Source organism: Oceanicella actignis (assembly GCF_900111545.1).
GTDB lineage: Bacteria > Pseudomonadota > Alphaproteobacteria > Rhodobacterales > Rhodobacteraceae > Oceanicella > Oceanicella actignis.
Map to the genome: position 1 here is coordinate 196,607 of NZ_FOHL01000006.1, position 15,969 is coordinate 212,575.

The following is a 15,969-nucleotide window of genomic DNA, read 5'->3' on the forward strand; positions in this document are numbered from 1 at the left end:
TCGATCACTGGTTCCTCTCCCGCGGTCGCGGCCGGAGCGCCCGGCCGTGGCGTTCAGATCAGATAGGCCTTCGCGCCGCCCGCCGCCAGCCCGGCGGCCCGAACGGCGCGGATCAATGGGCGAAGATGTCCTCTTCCGGCCAGCCCTCGAGGTCCAGAAGGGCCCGGTCGGGCAGGAACTCGAAGCACGCGGCCGCCAGACGCGCGCGCCCCTCGCGCTCGAGCATGCGCTCGAGCTCGGCCTTGAGCCGGTGCAGGTGCAGCACGTCCGACGCGGCGTAGTCGAGCTGGGCGCGCGTCAGCTCGGCCGCGCCCCAGTCCGAGCTTTGCTGCTGCTTCGAGATGTCCACCCCGATCAGCTCCTGGCACAGGTTCCGCAGCCCGTGGCGGTCGGTGTAGGTGCGCACCAGCTTCGAGGCGATCTTGGTGCACCAGACGGGCCGCGCCACCACGCCGAAGCGATGCGCCAGCACGGCGATGTCGAAGCGGCCGAAATGGAACAGCTTGAGCGTTCCCGGATCGGCCAGCATGGCGGTCAGGTTCGGCGCCTCGTAGCTGTCGGGCGGGATCTGGATCACATGCGCGTCGCCGTCCCCGGCCGAAAGCTGCACCACGCACAGCCGGTCGCGATGGGGGTTGAGGCCCATCGTCTCGGTGTCGATGGCCACGACCGGGCCCAGATGCAGCCCGTCGGGAAGGTCGCCGATGTGGTGATGAACCGTCATGCTCTCCTCGCTGATGGGCCGCGGCTCTTGCGCCGTCCGGCCTTCGGCCGCGGGAGAGATATGGTGCCCAGGAGAAGACTCGAACTTCCACGTCCTTTCGGACACTAGCACCTGAAGCTAGCGCGTCTACCAATTCCGCCACCTGGGCAGGTGTCGCTCGGTGAGCGGGCTTCTAGGAGAGTCGGCGCGCCGTGTCAACGCCCCTTTCGCCGATTTTTTTCGCCAAGCCAATCGCGGCCCGGCGCCGCCCGCCCCGCCCCCGGGCCGAAGGCGGGCCGGAGCCGCGAAATGGGCCGCGGGAAGGCCGCGCCCCCCGCGCGGCGCGGAACGATGCGGCGCGCGCGAACGATGCGGCGCGCGGCGTCGGTCGCCCCCGCCGCCGCGCAGCGCCTCGCCGACCGGCCGCGACGCGGGGCCATCCGGCCGCCGGACCCGCCGGCGGGGCGCCGCCGCATGGGGCGCGGCAAGCGCGGACGATTCCCGCGCGCCCGGCGTCGCCGCCGCCCCCCGCCCCACGCGGCGGGGCGCGGATGGGCGGGAATCGGGCGCAAATCACTTGTTCCGCGCCGCGCCAGCGCATAATCAGGGCGCGAGTTCGACCGCGGCCGCGCAGCCGCGGCGCGCCCCGGCCCGCCGCGCCCGCCGCACGCGTTCAGAGAACCGGCCGCCGGCCGGCCCGCGCAAGTGAGAGGCAGACATGACGAAGACGGCTCCCATCGTCACCATCTTCGGCGGCTCCGGCTTCATCGGCCGCTACGTCGTCCAGCGCATGGCGCGCCGCGGCTGGCGCGTGCGCGTGGCGGTGCGCCGCCCCAACGAGGCCCTCTTCACCCAGACCTACGGCGATGTCGGGCAGGTCGTGCCCATCCAGGCCAACATCCGCGACGACGCCTCGACGCGCGCGGCGATCCGCGGCGCGGACGCGGTGATCAACTGCGTGGGCATCCTGTTCGCCGAACCGCGCCAGGGCTTCGACGACGTGCATGTGGCGGGCGCCGAGCGCGTCGCGCGAATCGCGGCCGAAGAGGGCGCGCGCACGCTGGTCCACGTCTCGGCCATCGGCGCCGACCCCGAATCGGACAGCGACTATGCGCGCTCGAAGGGGCTGGGCGAGGCGGCGGTGCGCAAGGCCTTCCCGGGCGCGACCATTCTTCGGCCCTCGGTTGTGTTCGGCCCCGAGGACCAGTTCTTCAACCGCTTCGCGGCCATGGCGCGCATCTCGCCGGTCTTGCCGATCGTGGGCGGGCGCACGCGGCTGCAGCCGGTCTATGTCAACGACGTGGCCGAGGCCGCCGCGCGCTGCGCCGCCGGCGAGGCCGCGCCGGGGACCTACGAGCTGGGCGGCCCCGACATCCGCACCTTCCGCGAGCTGATGGAGCTGATGCTGCGCATCATCCGCCGCCGCCGCCTGATCGTGGACGTGCCGCTTGCGCTGGCGCGGCTGATGGCGCGCACGCTGTCGGCGGTCGAGACGATCACCTTCGGGCTTGTCCCCAACCGCGTGCTGACGCTGGACCAGATCCGGCAGCTGTCGCGCGACAACGTCGCCGCGCCCGACGCGCCGGGCCTTGCGGCGCTGGGCATCGCGCCGACGGCGCTCGAGGCCGAACTCGAGGCCTATCTCTACGTCTATCGTCCCTACGGCCAGTATGCGCGCGTGACCGAGCAGGCGCGGCGCCTGCGCCACCTGCGCGGCTGACCCGCCGCGCGCCGGGCCGTTTCGGCGGCCGCAAGGGCCGGGGCCGTCCGGGCGGACGCCCCGGCCTTTTCGCGCCCTTTTCGCGCCCCCTCGCGCCCGCCCGTCAGGCGTAGACGTAGATCATCAGCGCCGCGCCCAGGGCGAAGCGGTAAAGGACGAAGGGCGTCATGCTCCAGCTGCGCAGCATGCGCATCATCGCCCACAGCGCCAGCAACGCCGCCGCAAAGGACAGCCCCGCGCCGATCGCCGCATCCAACCCGAGCCCGGAGTCGCCCGAGCGCGCCAGATCGCGCGCCGTCAGCGCGCCGGCGGCGATGATGGTGGGCGCCGACATCAGCAGCGACAGCCGCGCCGAATCGGTGCGCTCGTAGCCCAGCCATCGCGCCGCCGTCATCGTCACGCCCGAGCGCGACACCCCCGGAACCAGCGCCAGCGCCTGCGCCGCGCCCATCAGCGCCGCGTCGCGCCAGCTCCACTCGCGCCAGCCGCGGCGGCGCGGGGCGTAGCGATCCGCCGCCCACAGCAGCGCGCCGAACACGATCGTCGTCCAGGCGATGACCTCGACCGAGCGCATGGCCTCGTCGGCGCCGCTCAGCTTCACGGCCAGCCCCGCCGCGACCACCGGAAGGGTGGACAGCGCCAGCAGCAGCGCCAGCCGCGCCTGCGCCGTGCCGAAACGGCCCCGCAGCACATGCGCCGCGCCGACGAAAGCCTCGGCGAACTCGGCGCGGAAATAGATCAGCACCGCCGCCAGCGTGCCCACGTGAACGGACACGTCCACCGCCAGGCCCTGATCCGCCTCGCCCGTCAGCGCCGGAAACAGGATCAGATGCGCCGAGGACGAGATGGGCAGGAACTCGGTGATTCCCTGTATGATCGACAGCAGGATCAGGTCCAGAAACGGCATCGGGCGGCCTTTCGCGCGGATGAGGGACGACGCGCGATGTAAACCGCGCCGGGCGCGCCGCCGCAAGCGCCAAGGCCGGCGCCGGGCTATAGGTCAGCCATTATGCCATTTCCTGACCCGCCGCGGCGCTGCGCCGCGCCGCCCTCGCGACGGGGATCGCGCTTTACGTCAGCAATAATGACTTTTCAGGGCGCCGCACTTGCGCTAAAAGACGCCGCAGCCGCGCAGCCGACCGCCGCGGCCACCCCGCGACGCACAGCCAGGGAGGGCGAACGACATGGCCGAGAAGATGCTCAAATTCGTGGACGTCCCGCGCGCCATGCCGGAGAAACGCCCGCCCGAAGAGCGCCGCCGCGATTTCCACGAGATCTACCGCGAGTTCGCCGACGCCAAGGCCGCCGAGCAGGCCGCGCGCTGCTCGCAATGCGGCGTGCCCTTCTGCCAGGCGCATTGCCCGCTGCACAACAACATCCCCGACTGGCTCAAGATGACCGCCGAAGGCCGCCTGCAGGAGGCCTACGAGCTGGCGCAGCTGACCAACACCTTCCCCGAGATCTGCGGCCGCATCTGCCCCCAGGACCGCCTTTGCGAGGGCAACTGCGTGATCGAGCAGTCGGGCCACGGCACCGTCACCATCGGCGCGATCGAGAAATACATCACCGACGAGGCCTGGGAGCGCGGCTGGGTGCGCCCCATCGCCCCCGCCGCCGAGCGCGCGGGCAGCGTCGGCGTGATCGGCGCCGGCCCCGGCGGCCTGGCCGCGGCCGACTCGCTGCGCCGCATGGGCTTTCAGGTGACGGTCTACGACCGCTACGACCGGCCCGGCGGGCTGATGACCTACGGCATCCCCGGCTTCAAGCTGGAGAAGGACGTGGTCATGCGCCGCATCGCCCAGCTCGAACAGGGCGGGGTGCGCTTCGTGCGCAACTGCAACGTCGGCGGCGACGGCCCCGACGATCTGTCCTTCGCCCAGATCCGCGAGCGTCACGACGCCGTGCTGATCGCCACCGGCGTCTACAAGGCGCGCGACATCGGCGGCCCCGGCGCGGGCCTGCCCGGCATCGTGCCGGCGCTCGAATATCTGACCGCCGCCAACCGCAAGTCCTTCGGCGACGAGGTTCCGGCCTTCGACTCGGGCGAGCTGAACGCCGCCGGCAAGGCCGTGGTGGTGATCGGCGGCGGCGACACGGCCATGGACTGCGTGCGCACCGCCATCCGCCAGGGCGCGAAATCGGTCAAGTGCCTCTACCGCCGCGACCGCGCCAACATGCCCGGCTCGATGCGCGAGGTCGCCAACGCCGAGGAAGAGGGCGTCGAATTCGTCTGGCAGACCGCGCCCAAGGGCTTCGTCGGCGACGAGCGCGTGCGCGGCGTGCGCGTGATCCGCATGCGCCTGGGCGAGCCCGACGTCAGCGGCCGCCGCGCCCCCGAAGAGATCCCCGGCTCCGAGTTCACCGAACCGGCCGACCTGGTGATCAAGGCGCTGGGCTTCGAGCCCGAGGACCTGCCGGCCCTGTGGAACGAGCCCGCGCTCGAGGTCACGCGCTGGGGCACCATCCGCGCCGACCACCGCACCCATCGCACGGCCATGCCGGGCGTCTGGGCCGTGGGCGACATCGTGCGCGGCGCCAGCCTGGTGGTGTGGGCCATCCGCGACGGCCGCGAGGCCGCCGAGGCCATCGCCGCCGAGCTGGAAGCCGCCGAGCGCCGCCCGGCCGCCGCCGAATGAGCCGCGCGGCGCCCGCCGCGGCGCCGCGCTTCGCACTCGCCACGCCATGCGCCGCCGCGCGCGCCCGACATGCCGCGCCGCCGCCGCGCACCCGCCGCAGGGGACCAAGACCATGACCAAGTATGACGCCGAATGGGCCGCCCGCCACGAAGCCGCGCGCAAGCGCCTTGCCGCCGAGGGCATGTATCGCGAAGAGGACGAGCATGCCTCGTGCGGCGTTGGCCTCGTCGTCGCCATCGACGGCAAGCCGCGCCGCCAGGTGGTCGAGGCGGGCATCGCCGCGCTGAAGGCCGTGTGGCATCGCGGCGCGGTCGACGCCGACGGCAAGACGGGCGACGGCGCGGGCATTCACATCCAGATCCCGGTCGCCTTCTTCCACGACCAGATCCGCCGCACGGGACACGAGCCCGACGACCGCCTAATCGCCGTCGGCCAGGTGTTCCTGCCGCGCACCGACTTCGCCGCGCAGGAGGCGTGCCGCACCATCGTCGAAAGCGAGGTGCTGCGCATGGGCTACTACATCTACGGCTGGCGCCATGTGCCGGTGGACGTCGCGTGCCTGGGCGAGAAGGCCAACGCCACCCGCCCCGAGATCGAGCAGATCCTGATCTCGAACGCCAAGAACGTGGACGAGGAGACCTTCGAGCGCGAACTCTACGTCATCCGCCGCCGCATCGAGAAGGCCGTGGCCGCGCGCCAGATCAACGGCTTCTACATCTGCTCGCTGTCGTGCCGCTCGATCATCTACAAGGGCATGATGCTGGCCGAGCAGGTCTCGGTCTTCTACCCCGACCTGATGGACGAGCGCTTCGAAAGCGCCTTCGCCATCTATCACCAGCGCTATTCGACCAACACCTTCCCGCAGTGGTGGCTGGCGCAGCCCTTCCGCATGCTGGCCCATAACGGCGAGATCAACACCCTCAAGGGCAACCTCAACTGGCTCAAGAGCCACGAGATCCGCATGGCGTCGAACTATTTCGGCGACATGGCCGAGGACATCAAGCCGATCGTGCCCAACGGCTCGTCGGACTCGGCCGCGCTCGACGCGGTGTTCGAGGTGATGGTGCGCGCCGGCCGCTCGGCCCCCATGGCCAAGACCATGCTGGTGCCCGAGGCCTGGTCCAAGACCGCCACCAAGATGCCCGAGGCGTGGGAGAAGATGTATGCCTATTCGAACTCGGTCATGGAGCCCTGGGACGGCCCCGCCGCCCTGGCCATGACCGACGGGCGCTGGGTGTGCGCGGGGCTGGACCGCAACGGCCTGCGCCCCATGCGCTACGTGGTCACGGGCGACGGGCTGGTGATCGCCGGCTCCGAGGCGGGCATGGTGCCCACCGACGAGACCACGGTGAAGGAGAAGGGCGCCCTTGGCCCCGGCCAGATGCTGGGCGTGGACATGGCGCGCGGCGTGCTGCTGCATGACGCGCAGATCAAGGACGAGCTGGCCGCCTCGGCCCCCTTCGGCGAGTGGGTCGAGAAGGTGGCCGATCTGAGCGCCACCGCCAAGGCGCCCGAGCCGCGCCTGTTCGCCCGCGACGAGCTGCGCAAGCGCCAGATCGCCGCCGGCTACACGATCGAGGAGCTCGAGACGATCCTTCACCCCATGGCCGAGGACGGCAAGGAGGCCATCGCCTCGATGGGCGACGACACGCCCGCCGCGGTGCTGTCCGAGCGCTACCGCCCGCTGAGCCACTTCTTCCGCCAGAACTTCAGCCAGGTCACCAACCCGCCCATCGACAGCCTGCGCGAGCATCGCGTGATGTCGCTCAAGACGCGGTTCGGCAACCTGAAGAACGTGCTCGACCAGGACGGCAGCCAGACCGAGATCCTGATCCTCGACAGCCCCTTCGTCTCGAACGGCCAGTTCGAGAAGCTGCTCGAGGCGTTCGGCGACTCGGCGCGGCGCATCGACTGCACCTTCCCCGTCGGCCGCGGCAACGACGCCGAGGGGCGCAGCACGCTGCGCATCGAGCTGCAGCGCATCCGCGCCGAGGCCGAAGAGGCCGTGCGCGCCGGCGTCGGCCACATCATCCTGACCGACGAGGGGCAGAACGCCGAGCGCGCCGCCATGCCCATGATCCTGGCCACCTCGGCGGTGCATTCCTGGCTGGTCAAGCAGGGGCTGCGCACCTTCTGCTCGCTGAACGTGCGCTCGGCCGAGTGCATCGACCCGCATTATTTCGCCGTGCTGATCGGCTGCGGCGCGACCACGGTCAACGCCTATCTGGCGCAGGACAGCCTGGCCGACCGCATCGAGCGCGGCCTTCTGGACATGTCGCTGGACGAGGCGACGGCGCGCTATCGCAACGCGATCGACCAGGGCCTGCTGAAGATCATGTCCAAGATGGGCATCTCGGTCATCTCGTCCTATCGCGGCGGGCTGAACTTCGAGGCCGTGGGCCTGAGCCGCGCCATGGTGGCCGAGTATTTCCCCGGCATGCCCTCGCGCATCTCGGGCATCGGCGTGGCCGGCATCCAGCGCAAGATCGAGGCCCTGCACGCCGAGGCCTTCCGCCGCGGGCGCGACGTGCTGCCCGTGGGCGGCTTCTACAAGGCGCGCAAGAGCGGCGAGGTCCACGCCTGGGGCGCGCAGCTGATGCACATGATGCAGAAGGCCTGCGCCACCGGCGACTACGATCTCTGGCGCCGCTACTCGGAGGGGATGCGCGCCCAGCCGCCCATTCACCTGCGCGACCTGCTGGACTTCAAGCATGACCGCAAGCCCGTGCCGCTGCACGAGGTCGAGAGCATCACCTCGATCCGCAAGCGCTTCGTGACGCCGGGCATGAGCCTTGGCGCGCTCAGCCCCGAGGCGCACCGCACGCTCAACATCGCCATGAACCGCATCGGCGCCAAGTCGGACAGCGGCGAGGGCGGCGAGGACCCGCGCCACTTCCACCCCCTGCCCAACGGCGACAACGCCTCGGCCAAGATCAAGCAGGTGGCCTCGGGCCGGTTCGGCGTGACGGCCGAATACCTGAACCATTGCGAGGAGCTCGAGATCAAGATCGCCCAGGGCGCCAAGCCCGGCGAAGGCGGACAGCTGCCCGGCTTCAAGGTCACCGAGATGATCGCCAAGCTGCGGCACTCGACGCCCGGGGTGACGCTGATCTCGCCGCCGCCGCACCATGACATCTACTCGATCGAGGACCTGGCGCAGCTGATCTACGACCTCAAGCAGATCAACCCCGACGCCAAGGTCTGCGTGAAGCTGGTCGCGGCCACGGGCGTGGGCACCATCGCGGCGGGCGTGGCCAAGGCCAAGGCCGACGTGATCCTGATCTCGGGGCACAACGGCGGCACGGGCGCGTCGCCCGCCACCTCGATCAAGTTCGCCGGCCTGCCCTGGGAGATGGGGCTGAGCGAGGCGCATCAGGTGCTGGCGCTGAACAACCTGCGCGATCGCGTCACGCTGCGCACCGACGGCGGCCTGCGCACCGGGCGCGACATCGTGATCGCGGCCATGATGGGCGCCGAGGAGTTCGGCATCGGCACCGCCGCGCTCATCGCCATGGGCTGCATCATGGTGCGCCAGTGCCAGTCCAACACCTGCCCGGTGGGCGTCTGCACCCAGGATCCGCGCCTGCGCGAGAAGTTCACGGGCACGGCCGACAAGGTCGTGAACCTGATCACCTTCTACGCCCAGGAGGTGCGCGAGATCCTGGCCTCGATCGGCGCGCGCTCGCTGGACGAGGTGATCGGCCGCGCCGACCTGCTGGCGCAGGTGTCGCGCGGGGCGGCGCATCTGGACGATCTGGACCTCAATCCGATGCTCGTCACCATCGACGAGGCCGAGCACATCCGCTACGACCGCAATCGCCCGCGCCAGGAGGTGCCCGACACGCTCGACGCGCAGATCGTGCGCGACGCCCAGCCCTTCTTCAAGGACGGCGAGAAGATGGAGCTGAGCTACACCGTGCAGAACACGCTGCGCTCGATCGGCACGCGCGTGTCCTCGCACATCGTGCGGCGCTTCGGCATGCGCAACGAGCTGCAGGAGGGGCACCTGACGGTCAAGCTCAACGGCTCGGCCGGGCAGAGCCTGGGCGCCTTCGCCGCGCCGGGCCTCAAGCTCGAGGTCCACGGCGACGCCAACGACTATGTCGGCAAGGGGCTGTCGGGCGGCGTGATCGTCGTGCGTCCGCCGCTGGGCTCGCCCCTGCGGCCCGAAGAGAACACGATCATCGGCAACACCGTCCTTTACGGCGCCACGGCCGGCAAGCTGTTCGCCAACGGCCGCGCGGGCGAGCGGTTCTGCGTGCGCAATTCGGGCGCGAAGGTGGTGGTCGAGGGCTGCGGCTCGAATGGCTGCGAATACATGACCGGCGGGCTTGCCGTCATCCTGGGGCGCGTGGGCGACAATTTCGGCGCCGGCATGACCGGGGGCATGGCCTTCGTGCATGACGCCGACGGCGACTTCGTGGCCCGCGCCAACATGGAGACGCTGATCGTTCAGAAGCTGCGCTCGGTGCATTGGGAGGCCGTGCTGCACGCCATGATCGAAGAGCATGTCGAGCAGACCGGCTCGCCGCTGGGCAAGCGCATGCTGCGCGACTGGGAGAACGAGCGCGAACGCTTCGTGCAGGTCTGCCCGAAGGAGATGCTCTCGCGGCTCGAGCACCCGCTCACCGACGAGGCGGCGGCGGGGGTCGCCTGACGCGGCGCGCGCGCCCCATGCGGCGCGCGGCGCGGCTGGCCGGGCGCGTCCTGGCCAGCCTTGCGGCGGCGGCGACGCTTTGGGTCCTGGCCTATCGCTTCGTCGACCCGCCGACCACGCCGCTCATCGAGGCCGAGCGCGCGCGCCTGGGCGCGGTGCGCCGCGCGCCGGTGCGCCTGTCGACGCTGCCGCCCCATGTGCCGCTGGCCTTTCTGGCGGCCGAGGACGCGCGCTTTTGCGATCATTGGGGCATCGACTGGACGGCCGTTCGCGCGGCGTGGCGCGACAACGCCCGGGGCGGGCGGCTGCGCGGGGGCTCGACCATCACGCAGCAGACGGCCAAGAACGCCTTCCTTTGGCCCGCGCGCAGCTGGGCGCGCAAGGCGCTCGAAGCGGGCTTCGCGCTGCTGATCGAGGCCCTGTGGCCCAAGCGGCGCATTCTCGAGGTCTATCTGAACATCGCCGAAACGGGCCCGGGCCTGTTCGGGATCGAAGCGGCGGCGCAGACCTGGTTCGGCCGCCCGGCGGCGCGCCTGACGCCGCGCCAGGCGGCGCTGATCGCCGCCGCCCTGCCCGCCCCCAGGGACCGCGACCCGACGCGCCCGTCGCCCTTCATGCAACGCCGCGCAGCCGCCATCGCCGCGGGCGCGGCCGACCTGGCGCAGACGGGCCGCGGCGCCTGCGCCCTGCCCTGACCGGCGCCCCGCCCATCCGCCCCGCCCATCCGCCCCGCCCATCCGCCCCCCCCCGCAAGGACGCCGGCGCGCCGACGATGTGGCGAAGGATGGCTCAGCGCTCGTCCGCAAGAAGCGCGCGGCGCAGAGATCCGAGCAGATTGCGCAGATTGGAGGCGACGCCGCCGCGCCGCGCCGCCGCAAGCAGATGCAGCCCGCGATAGCGCGGAACCGGGCGCCCGGCCAGACGGCGCCCCGCCAGCCGGGCCAGCAGCGCCTTGCGGCGACCAGCCTGCCCGGGCTGCATCGCCTCGAGCCGCCCGCGATCGAACGGGCGCAGCGACAACGCGCCGGCTTCGGCGGCCTCGCGCAACAACGCCTCGCCCGCCCGCGTTCGCGCGACCGCCAGGCTGACTCCGTCGCGCTCCTCGAACAGGGGGTAGCCCTTCTCGTCGGTCTGCCAGGCATCGGCGAAGGCAAGGTCCGCCGCCATGCCGGTCCCGTCGGCGCAAATCTTGCACCGGACCTGAACATGCCGCGACAGGATTCCGCCCCAGCTTTCGTGATAGCTCATCGAGCGCTCCTCGCCATTCCTGAGCCGCGCGGCCGCCCGGCCCGGCCAACCCCTGCCGCGATAGCGGAACGCGGCCACCTCGTCAGGGGCGACGCCCAGCGCAAGGAGCACCTCCTGCGCGCCGGAAAGCGACGGCACGCCGGCGCAGAAGAACGACAGCATGAACGCAAAACGCGCGCGCACGCGCGGATCAAGACGCGCCAGCGCGCGCAGGGCCGCCACGTCGCATGGCTTGCCCACGAAGGCATAGATGCGGTCGTCCTCCAGGCAGGGGCCGAGCGCGGCCAGGGGGGCCGAGGGCGCGTAGCGCGATCCGGCGGCGGCCAGGACCTCGGCGCGCGAGGTCGAGATCACCGTTCGGTTCGCGACCGGATCGGCCGGATCCGCGGCCGTCTGCACCACCGCGTCGACCTTTCCGCTCTCGAGCAGATGAACGAGCACGGCCGACAGCGCCCCGCCCGAAGACCCCGTGAAGCGGAGCTCTTCATCCTGCGCCCAGGCCTCGTGCATGGCCAGGGAGGGCCCCCAGAGCACGTCGTCGGGCCTGCCCTCGGCCGCGACGCTCTGCCCGAGAGCGGGGCATATGGCGGCGATCCGCGCCTCGGCTTCGCGGCTCAACGGCCCCTGCGGGACGGGCCGCAGGAACCCGGGCGGCGTCCGCTCCATGCGCAACGCCCCGTCCGACAGCAACGCGCAGCCCCCGCATCCCGCGCACAATCGTCCGCGCTCGACACGATCGAGAAATGACATGCTTCGATCCCTTCGTCATGGGCCGCGTAACTTGACACAGGCGGGCGCATTTGCAAGCAGGTTGCCTCAGGGCGGGAGGGGAAGAGCGCGCCTCGGCGGTCGCGCCGCGCGGCCGGCCGACATTGTCGAAAGGATATTCGCTTGGAAGCTTCGCGTCGCGTGACCATCGGCCTGTTCTGGCATTCCCTGAACTCGGACAATCTTGGCGTCGGGGCGCTCACCCTGGCCAATATCGACATTCTGCGCAGAGCCGCCAGGCAATGCGGGCTGGAGCCCCATTTCCTGGTGCTGGGCTGGCGCGATCCCCGCCCCCTGTATCTGGAGGCGCCGGACGTCGAGAACCGCCCTTTCCGAACACGCGATCTCGTTCGCCCGGGCGGCAAGATCGCGGCCGACGTCAGGCGCTGCGACATCGTCTTCGACATCGGAGGCGGAGACAGCTTCGCGGACATTTACGGCCTGAAGCGCTTCTTCACGCTGTGGATCAGCAAGATGCGGGTCATCGCCGCGGGCAAGCCGTTGGTGCTGTCGCCCCAGACGATCGGCCCCTTCGACAAGTGGTGGTCACGTCCGCTGGCGCGCATCGCGATGAACCGAAGCCGCGCCATTTTCACGCGCGACGATCTTTCGACCAGGTTCCTCGAAGATCTGGGCATCCGCAGACGCGTCGTCCAGTGCACGGACGTCGCCATGGGCCTGCCCTACGAAGCGCCCCCGCGCAAGAACGATGGAAAGGTGCGCATCGGGCTGAACGTGTCTGGGCTGCTGTTCAACGGCGGCTACTCGGGAAAGAACCAGTTCTCGCTAAAATGCGACTATCCGAGTGTGGTGCGAAGGCTGATCCAGCGCCTCTCTGAACATGAGAACGCCGAGATTCATCTCATCGGGCATGTCCAGTCCAGGCACATCCCCGTCGAGGACGATCAACGCGTCGCCGAGCAGCTGCAGGCCGAGCATCCCCATGTTCGGGTCGCTCCGGTCTTCTCGTCGCCGATCGAGGCGAAGAGCTACATCGCCGGCATGGACTTCTTCATCGGCGCGCGCATGCATGCGACCATCGCAGCCCTGTCCTCGGGCGTGCCCGTGACGCCGATGGCCTACAGCCGAAAATTCGTCGGCGTGTTCAGGACCGTCGGCTATGATCACGTCTGCGACTGCCGCGAGCTGGACGATGACAGCGTGCTGGAATACGTGACCGATCGCTTCGCCCGGCGGGCTGAATTGAAGCGCGACGCCGAGCGCGCGCGCGACAAGGCGAAAGAGATTCTCGTCTCCTACCAGGACGAAGCCTCGCAAGAGCTCCGGCGCGCCACTGGAGGCAGCGGATCGGCTGCGCACCAGGACTTGCGGCGAGCGGGACCAAACCTTGCCCATCCGTCCAAATCCTTGAGGCTATCGGCGCTCAAGCGATGACGCGGCCGGGATTCGCCGAAAATCAAGGCGCCGGCATTCCGAACGAGCCTGAGGCGGGCGCGCAGGGCCGGACTTGTGCGGCAAGAAAGCGATGTCATCTGGGAAGACTTGCACCTGGAAGGCGGGATGACGGCGCAATCCCGCCCATGACGTCAAGGCCGGTTCGAAACTGGGCCCATTTGGCCGAGGCAATTCTGGCCCAGCTGGGTGAAGAGAAGGCCAGAGCGCGCAGGGTCTGCACGCAACCTAAGCGCAGCGTGGCCTGCGGCGGTGGGGCTTTAGATCGGCGATCTCCTTCGCGGGCCCTGACCTGCTCCCCTTAGAGTCCGCGTTTAAGCGTTAGCTCTGTTCAGGGTTTGGTCCTCGCTTGACCGTTTGTGATACTCCCGCGGGGTGAGCCCGTCGAGGCTCGAATGGGGACGGTGATGGTTGTAGTCGTCGCGCCAAGCCGCAATCAAATGGCGGGCATGGCGCAGGTTGGCAAACAGGTGCTCGTTGAGGCATTCGTCCCGCAGACGACCATTGAAGCTTTCGACGAAGCCGTTCTGCATCGGTTTGCCGGGCGCAATGGGACACCCGCAACAACCCTCTGAATTGGCCGCGTTTGGCAATTTTGGGCAGGTTGAGGCAGGGGCTTTGACCGGATCGGTGTGATCCGGGGGGATTTCTGCGATTTCGGACGGATTCATCCCCTGGCGTTTCTGCGCTCGTGCAAGATCAGGCGGTCGAAGTTGTAGGCGAGGTTGGCCAGCGTCAGTTTGGCCTCGGCGCGCGCCAGACCGATCGTGCGGATGAACAGGCCGAAGCGGTTCTTCTGGTGCGCGAAGACGTGCTCCACGCGGGCGCGGATCGACGACTTCTTCGCATTCGCCCGCGCCGTCGCCCTGGGCAACGGCTTTCCGGCCGGTTTGCGCCGGTGGATGCGGCTGGTCATCATGTGCCTGGCCAGCCACTTCTCGTTCCTTTGCGAGCGATATGCCGTGTCTGCCCAGACCTCGGAGCTCGTGTTCTCCCGGTCGATGAAATTTGGCAATTGTCGCCCATCCGTCTCCGACGCCGACGTCACGACACTTTCGCGGATGAAGCCAAACCGCCGGTCGATGCTGATGTGGGATTTGTAGCCGAAGACCGGCGCCGCGATCTGCGGCAGGAGCGTGCCGTCGGGGCGATGCCGGATCCTGCCGCCGACCTTCAGCGTCCAGCGCGCATCGGGGTCCTTCTGGGCGGCCTTGTTCGGCTCGTCGGGCCAGATCTCGGCGGCACTTTTCCCGGCCTTGATCGCCGCCTTCTCGGCATCGGCATTGCGCTGTCTGGGCGCCGGGATCAGGCGGGCGTCGACAATCTGGCCCGACATCGGGATGTAGCCCTTCTTGCGCAGGCGCCGCTCGAACGCCTTCATCGCCCGCTTCAGCGTGCCCGCCTCGGTCAGCCGGTTGCGGAAATGCCGGATGGTGTTCTCGTCAGGGGTTGGCGCGCCCAGATCAAAGCCCAGAAACCGCATCCACGAGAGCCGGTCGCGGATCATGAATTCCATCCGCGCATCGCTGAGATTGTGCCGTGCCTGCAGGATCAGCGCCTTGAACATCGCCACCGGGTCGAACGGCGGCCGGCCGCCCCTGGACCCGTCACCATAGCCGAGCCCCTCGACCAGCCAGCCCCGGAAATACTCGAAGTCTACCGTGGCATCGAGAACCTCGAGCGGATCGCCGTGCTTGCTCAGAGCCTCAAGGTGATCAGAAAGGCCGAACAGATTGCTGGGATTCATGACCGCACCTCCGCGCCGCCACTGAATCACACATCGCCTCGATCCGATAGGTTCTTGCGGGTGTCCAGATACCCCGACACCCCTACCCAGTCAGGGGCAATAGACAATATGCAAGACAATAAATAAGCTTGTAAAAAATTCTCTTGGAAACGCGTGCAAATATTTTCCACGAAATCCATATCCCATTATGGACCTAGCGATTCTAGGTTCTTGCCAATGGATACTATTATGGTTCAAAGAATTCTTCGGCTGAAAGACGTTCTGGTCCTTACGGGCCTGTCGCGCTCGAGGCTCTACGAATTGCAGGCGCGGGGCGAGTTTCCGCGCGCGGTGCGGATCGCCGACCGGGCCGTGGCCTGGCGGGAAACCGACATCTGCGCGTGGATCGAAACCCGCCCCCTTGCGGGCGACGACCCCGAGCTTGCCGCGAAGGGAGGGCGCGCCGATGGCTGACGCCCGCACCCTCACGCAAGACCTTGGCGGGCGGTGGTTCGGGGCGTATCGCCTCGCGCCGCGCCCTGTCTGCCAGCCCGAGCGGCGGCGCGATCAGGCGGCGCCGAGCATCGCGCAGGGGCGCGGCGGGCGGCTTTTGCTGCGTTGTCACAAGGCCGGATGCGGTTTCGCCGACATCCTGCGGGCGGCCGGGCTCGCGCCCGGCGCGCCTTCGCGGCCCGATCCCGAAGCCGAAGCCCGGCGCATGGCCGAGCTTGCCGCGCAGCGCAAGCGGCGCGACGGCGCGGCCTGGCGCATCTGGCAGGAAGCCCGCCCGGCGCGCGGCACGCTGGCGGAAGCGTATCTTCGCGGCCGTCATATCGCCTTTCCAGAAGGCGCGGCCCTGCGCCTCCACCCATCCGCGCCGCACCCGACCGGCGCGCGCTTGTCCGCCATGGTCGCGCAGATCGACGGTGACCAGGGCGGCGCGGTGCGGCTGATCGCGCCGCCCGAGGGCGGCCCGCCGCCGATCGGCGAGGGCATCGAGACGACGCTTGCGGCGGCGGCAATGTGGGGCGCGCCCTGCGGCGCATGGGCGGCGCCGAGCGCAACGGGCATGGCGACCCTGAACCTTGCCCATATCCC

The 15,969-nt window shown here is 69.7% G+C and carries 11 protein-coding genes, 1 tRNA gene and 1 pseudogene; 7 read left to right on the forward strand and 6 right to left on the reverse strand.

The window, feature by feature from the left end; translation table 11 throughout:
• Positions 1 to 112: 112 nt before the first annotated feature.
• Both BMW67_RS11135 and BMW67_RS11140 read right to left on the reverse strand, forming a co-directional pair.
• Positions 113 to 724 carry a ribonuclease D gene (locus tag BMW67_RS11135; RefSeq protein WP_072747455.1) on the reverse strand — a complete coding sequence of 204 codons (612 nt, stop codon included), beginning with the start codon at positions 722 to 724 and terminating at the stop codon, positions 113 to 115.
• 61 nt (positions 725 to 785) lie between these two features.
• Positions 786 to 872: transfer RNA gene (locus BMW67_RS11140), tRNA-Leu, on the reverse strand.
• A 549-nt stretch (positions 873 to 1,421) separates the two neighbouring features.
• Between BMW67_RS11140 and BMW67_RS11150 the strand changes: the two genes are divergently transcribed.
• Entirely contained in the window at positions 1,422 to 2,423 is a 1,002-nt protein-coding gene (locus tag BMW67_RS11150; RefSeq protein WP_072747453.1) for a complex I NDUFA9 subunit family protein, read from the forward strand.
• Positions 2,424 to 2,526: 103 nt separating this feature from the next.
• On the opposite strand, the gene BMW67_RS11155 is transcribed toward BMW67_RS11150, so the two are convergent.
• Positions 2,527 to 3,330 carry an undecaprenyl-diphosphate phosphatase gene (locus BMW67_RS11155; protein WP_072747452.1) on the reverse strand — a complete coding sequence of 268 codons (804 nt, stop codon included), beginning with the start codon at positions 3,328 to 3,330 and terminating at the stop codon, positions 2,527 to 2,529.
• A gap of 277 nt (positions 3,331 to 3,607) precedes the next feature.
• Between BMW67_RS11155 and BMW67_RS11160 the strand changes: the two genes are divergently transcribed.
• The 3 genes from BMW67_RS11160 (at position 3,608) to mtgA (ending at position 10,411) form a co-directional block, all read left to right on the forward strand.
• Positions 3,608 to 5,059, forward strand: coding sequence for an NAD(P)-dependent oxidoreductase (locus tag BMW67_RS11160; protein WP_072747451.1), 1,452 nt, complete (start codon positions 3,608 to 3,610; stop codon positions 5,057 to 5,059).
• A gap of 112 nt (positions 5,060 to 5,171) precedes the next feature.
• Positions 5,172 to 9,716 carry a glutamate synthase large subunit gene (gene gltB, locus BMW67_RS11165; protein WP_072747612.1) on the forward strand — a complete coding sequence of 1,515 codons (4,545 nt, stop codon included), beginning with the start codon at positions 5,172 to 5,174 and terminating at the stop codon, positions 9,714 to 9,716.
• 17 nt (positions 9,717 to 9,733) lie between these two features.
• The gene (gene mtgA, locus BMW67_RS11170; protein ID WP_072747450.1) at positions 9,734 to 10,411 is read left to right on the forward strand and encodes a monofunctional biosynthetic peptidoglycan transglycosylase; all 678 of its coding nucleotides are present in this window, start codon (positions 9,734 to 9,736) and stop codon (positions 10,409 to 10,411) included.
• A 94-nt stretch (positions 10,412 to 10,505) separates the two neighbouring features.
• On the opposite strand, the gene BMW67_RS11175 is transcribed toward mtgA, so the two are convergent.
• Entirely contained in the window at positions 10,506 to 11,714 is a 1,209-nt protein-coding gene (locus BMW67_RS11175) for a Coenzyme F420 hydrogenase/dehydrogenase, beta subunit C-terminal domain (protein ID WP_072747449.1), read from the reverse strand.
• Positions 11,715 to 11,855: 141 nt separating this feature from the next.
• Between BMW67_RS11175 and BMW67_RS11180 the strand changes: the two genes are divergently transcribed.
• Positions 11,856 to 13,127, forward strand: coding sequence for a polysaccharide pyruvyl transferase family protein (locus BMW67_RS11180; protein WP_072747448.1), 1,272 nt, complete (start codon positions 11,856 to 11,858; stop codon positions 13,125 to 13,127).
• 332 nt (positions 13,128 to 13,459) lie between these two features.
• Here the strand turns inward: BMW67_RS11180 and BMW67_RS11185 are convergent.
• Positions 13,460 to 13,696 (reverse strand): annotated as a pseudogene (locus BMW67_RS11185) (integrase core domain-containing protein); the annotation flags it as partial.
• 116 nt (positions 13,697 to 13,812) lie between these two features.
• Complete coding sequence (locus BMW67_RS11190; protein ID WP_072747447.1) at positions 13,813 to 14,892, reverse strand: IS5/IS1182 family transposase; 1,080 nt, start codon at positions 14,890 to 14,892, stop codon at positions 13,813 to 13,815.
• Between the two features lie 228 nt (positions 14,893 to 15,120).
• On the opposite strand from BMW67_RS11190, the gene BMW67_RS11195 reads away from it, so the two are divergent.
• Both BMW67_RS11195 and BMW67_RS11200 read left to right on the forward strand, forming a co-directional pair.
• Positions 15,121 to 15,345 carry a helix-turn-helix transcriptional regulator gene (locus BMW67_RS11195; protein WP_091764228.1) on the forward strand — a complete coding sequence of 75 codons (225 nt, stop codon included), beginning with the start codon at positions 15,121 to 15,123 and terminating at the stop codon, positions 15,343 to 15,345.
• The coding region (locus tag BMW67_RS11200; RefSeq protein ID WP_091764230.1) for a DUF7146 domain-containing protein at positions 15,338 to 15,969 on the forward strand (632 nt) is incomplete at its 3' end. The genes BMW67_RS11195 and BMW67_RS11200, both read left to right, overlap by 8 nt.

Excerpts from the sequence above, each read along its gene's own strand:
- BMW67_RS11195 (WP_091764228.1), top strand. The coding sequence starts at position 15,121 with ATGGTTCAAAGAATTCTTCGGCTGAAAGACGTTCTGGTCCTTACGGGC.
- BMW67_RS11175 (WP_072747449.1), bottom strand. The coding sequence starts at position 11,714 with ATGTCATTTCTCGATCGTGTCGAGCGCGGACGATTGTGCGCGGGATGC.
- gltB (WP_072747612.1), top strand. The coding sequence starts at position 5,172 with ATGACCAAGTATGACGCCGAATGGGCCGCCCGCCACGAAGCCGCGCGC.
- BMW67_RS11190 (WP_072747447.1), bottom strand. The coding sequence starts at position 14,892 with ATGAATCCCAGCAATCTGTTCGGCCTTTCTGATCACCTTGAGGCTCTG.
- BMW67_RS11135 (WP_072747455.1), bottom strand. The coding sequence starts at position 724 with ATGACGGTTCATCACCACATCGGCGACCTTCCCGACGGGCTGCATCTG.
- BMW67_RS11150 (WP_072747453.1), top strand. The coding sequence starts at position 1,422 with ATGACGAAGACGGCTCCCATCGTCACCATCTTCGGCGGCTCCGGCTTC.
- BMW67_RS11155 (WP_072747452.1), bottom strand. The coding sequence starts at position 3,330 with ATGCCGTTTCTGGACCTGATCCTGCTGTCGATCATACAGGGAATCACC.
- mtgA (WP_072747450.1), top strand. The coding sequence starts at position 9,734 with ATGCGGCGCGCGGCGCGGCTGGCCGGGCGCGTCCTGGCCAGCCTTGCG.
- BMW67_RS11160 (WP_072747451.1), top strand. The coding sequence starts at position 3,608 with ATGGCCGAGAAGATGCTCAAATTCGTGGACGTCCCGCGCGCCATGCCG.